This is a genomic window from Pseudomonas sp. PS02290 (assembly GCF_029960075.1).
GTDB lineage: Bacteria > Pseudomonadota > Gammaproteobacteria > Pseudomonadales > Pseudomonadaceae > Aquipseudomonas.
On sequence record NZ_JASCOY010000189.1, the window covers coordinates 1 to 3722 of the forward strand.

Genomic DNA, 3722 nt, shown 5'->3' on the forward strand with positions numbered 1-3722 from the left:
CGCTCCCACAGGTCCATCATCTGCGGCCAACATCCGCGAGGCAGATGCAATTCTTGTGGGAGCGAGCTTGCTCGCGAAGAAGGTATTTCAGCCGCTGATTATTTAGCGGATGTTCGGGCCTCTTCGCGAGCAAGCTCGACTCCCACAGTTAGTCCGCCGGTAGTGACATCTTCGGTGTTTGACGGGAGTGCGGCAGCAGCGTGCCCTCATCTGCACCCCCTTCTCATTTGCCCCGATGCGTGCGCTCTGCTAGTGTCGCGCCGGTTTAACGTCTACCGGGATAGCCGCCATGGCCCGCAAGAAAGCTGCACTGGATTTCGAACAGTCCCTCACGGATTTGCAAACGCTCGTCGAGCGTCTGGAGAACGGCGAGCTGTCGCTGGAAGACTCACTGACCGCCTTCGAGCAAGGCATCCGCCTGACCCGGGAGTGCCAGAGCGCGCTGGCCCAGGCCGAGCAGAAAGTGCAGGTCTTGCTGGAACGCGACGGCGAACTGGCCGAAGAGCCATTTGACGCGGAACAGCCGGAATGATCGCGGCGTATCAGGCACTCAGCCAGGCTCGCGTCAATGCGGCGCTGGAGACGCTGTTCGATGCGCCCGCCCCTGAATTGACCCGCCTTTACGCCGCCATGCGCTACAGCGTTACCAATGGCGGCAAACGCGTGCGCCCGCTGCTGGTTTACGCCGCCTGCGAAGCCTTGGGCGGCAACGCCGAGCACGCCAACGGCGCGGCCTGCGCCGTCGAGCTGATCCACGCGTACTCGCTGGTGCACGACGACCTGCCAGCCATGGACGACGACGATTTACGTCGCGGCCTGCCCACCACCCACAAAGCCTTTGACGAAGCCTGCGCGATTCTCGCCGGCGACGGTCTGCAGACCCTTGCTTTCAGCGTGCTGAGCGATAACGCACTGACCCCGCAGAACGCTGACACCCGACTGAAAATGGTCGCCACCCTTGCCCGTGCATCCGGCCCTGCCGGCATGGTCGGCGGACAGGCCATTGATCTGGGCTCGGTCGGGCTCAAGCTCGACCAGAAGGCGCTGGAATTCATGCACCGGCACAAGACCGGCGCACTGATCGAAGCCAGCGTCAGGCTTGGCGCCCTGGCCAGCGGCAACGCAACCCAGTTTCAACTCGATTCGCTGCAGATTTACGCCCGCGCCATCGGTCTGGCTTTTCAGGTCCAGGACGACATTCTGGACGTCGAAAGCGATACCGCCACGCTGGGCAAACGCCAGGGCGCCGATATTGCCCGGGACAAGCCGACCTACCCCGCGCTGCTGGGGCTGGAAGAAGCCAAGCATTACGCTCTTGAATTGCGCGATCAGGCCCTTGTGGCGCTGCGACCGTTCGATGAGGCTGCGGAGCCCTTGCGCGCGTTGGCGCGTTATATCGTCGAACGCCGCAACTAGTCGAAGCCCGCAACGAGTCGAACCCCGCAACCAAGCGCAGGTCATAGGACTTATCGGGCGTAAGCGGCCTTGCTGCCGCTGCCCCATTTCGCCGGCAATCGTTTCTCCTGAACATCGCGTTGCTGCACATCGTGCGCAGCCGGTAATGCATCAGGTAAACTGCCGCCTCTTTTACTTATAACGATTCGCCTGATGCCCACGACGTTCAAAGAGATTCCCCGCGAGCGCCCGTCCACGCCGCTGCTCGACAAGGCAGCGACGCCGGACGGCCTGCGCCGCTTAGGTGAAGCAGAGCTTGAAGCCCTGGCTGATGAACTGCGCCTGGAGCTGCTCTACACCGTTGGCCAGACCGGCGGCCACTTCGGCGCCGGCCTCGGCGTCATCGAACTGACCGTGGCCTTGCACTACGTCTTCGATACCCCCGACGACCGGCTGGTCTGGGACGTCGGTCATCAGGCGTACCCGCACAAGATCCTCACAGGTCGTCGCGAGCAGATGTCGACCCTGCGCCAGAAAGGCGGCGTGGCGGCATTCCCGCGTCGCAGCGAGAGCGAATACGACACCTTTGGCGTCGGTCACTCCAGCACCTCCATCAGCGCCGCGCTGGGCATGGCGATCGCCTCCCGGCTGCAAGGCAGTGAGCGCAAGTCCATCGCCGTAATCGGCGACGGCGCACTGACCGCCGGCATGGCCTTCGAAGCGCTGAACCACGCGCCCGAAGTCAGCGCCGACATGCTGGTGATCCTCAACGACAACGACATGTCGATCTCGCGCAACGTCGGCGGGCTGTCGAACTACCTGGCGAAAATCCTCTCAAGCCGCACGTACACAAGCATGCGCGAAGGCAGCAAGAAAGTGCTGTCGCGTCTGCCCGGCGCGTGGGAAATCGCCCGCCGCACCGAGGAATACGCCAAAGGCATGCTGGTGCCCGGCACGCTGTTCGAAGAACTCGGCTGGAACTACATCGGCCCGATCGATGGCCACGACCTGCCTATCCTGATCGCCACCCTGCGCAACATGCGCGACCTCAAGGGTCCGCAGTTCCTGCACGTGGTCACCAAGAAAGGCAAAGGTTTCGCGCCGGCTGAAGTCGACCCGATCGGCTATCACGCGATCACCAAACTCGATCCGCTGAATGCGCCTGTCGTGCCCAAAAAAGCCGGCGGTCCCAAGTATTCCGGCGTGTTCGGCCAGTGGCTGTGCGACATGGCCGAAGCGGACGAGCGTCTGGTGGGCATCACGCCTGCCATGAAAGAAGGCTCGGATCTGGTTGCGTTCAGCGAACGTTTCCCGGGGCGCTATTTCGACGTTGCCATCGCCGAGCAGCACGCGGTGACGCTGGCAGCGGGCATGGCCTGCGAAGGCGCCAAGCCGGTCGTGGCGATTTACTCGACGTTCCTGCAGCGTGGTTACGACCAGCTGATTCATGACGTCGCGGTGCAGAATCTGGACGTGCTGTTCGCCATCGACCGCGCCGGTCTGGTGGGCGAAGACGGCCCGACCCATGCCGGCAGTTTTGATCTGTCGTACCTGCGTTGCATCCCCGGCATGCTGGTCATGACGCCGAGCGATGAAAACGAACTGCGCAAGATGCTCACCACCGGTCACCTGTTCAAAGGCCCCGCCGCCGTGCGTTACCCACGCGGCAACGGCCCCAATGCCGTGATCGAGAGCAGTCTCGAACCGCTGGAAATCGGCAAGGGCGTGGTTCGCCGTCAAGGCAGCAAAGTCGCGATGCTGGTGTTTGGCGTGCAGTTGACCGAAGCGCTGATCGTGGCGGAAAAGCTCGACGCGACCGTGGTCGACATGCGTTTCGTCAAACCGCTGGACGAGGCACTGGTGCGCGAAATGGCCGGCAGCCACGACTTGCTCGTGACGATCGAAGAAAACGCCATCATGGGCGGTGCCGGTGCGGCGGTCAGCGAGTTCCTGGCGCGAGAGAACATTCTCAAGTCGGTGCTGCATCTGGGCCTGCCGGATGTGTACGTCGAGCACGCCAAACCCTCTCAGATGCTGGCAGAGTGCGGGCTGGATGCTGCCGGGATTGAAGCGTCGATCAACCAGCGCCTGCTGAAGATGTAGTTTTTGCAGGGGGCTCGCTTGCCCGCGGATGCGTTCTGACAGTTGCTACGCTTGCAACGAATAAATCGCTATCGCGGGCAAGGTGGAGCGCCTACCCGATCGTTCCTACAATCACATGTCCAACCAGACGGCTCGATGCCCCCACTCACCTGTAGGAGTGAGCTTGCTCGCGAATGTGTTCTGTCAGTTGATACATGCACAACAGAACGATTGCATTCGCGAGC

General features: G+C 62.4%; 3 protein-coding genes. All 3 read left to right on the forward strand.

Annotated features, from left to right (window positions below; all coding sequences use genetic code 11):
- Positions 1-289: 289 nt before the first annotated feature.
- The gene (locus QMX88_RS28975; protein ID WP_062384761.1) at positions 290-532 is read left to right on the forward strand and encodes an exodeoxyribonuclease VII small subunit; all 243 of its coding nucleotides are present in this window, start codon (positions 290-292) and stop codon (positions 530-532) included.
- Positions 529-1416, forward strand: coding sequence for a (2E,6E)-farnesyl diphosphate synthase (ispA, locus tag QMX88_RS28980; protein WP_282373680.1), 888 nt, complete (start codon positions 529-531; stop codon positions 1414-1416). Before QMX88_RS28975 ends, ispA begins: the two co-directional genes overlap by 4 nt.
- 192 nt (positions 1417-1608) lie before the next feature.
- Positions 1609-3498 carry a 1-deoxy-D-xylulose-5-phosphate synthase gene (gene dxs / locus QMX88_RS28985; RefSeq protein ID WP_282373681.1) on the forward strand — a complete coding sequence of 630 codons (1890 nt, stop codon included), beginning with the start codon at positions 1609-1611 and terminating at the stop codon, positions 3496-3498.
- Positions 3499-3722: the final 224 nt, after the last annotated feature.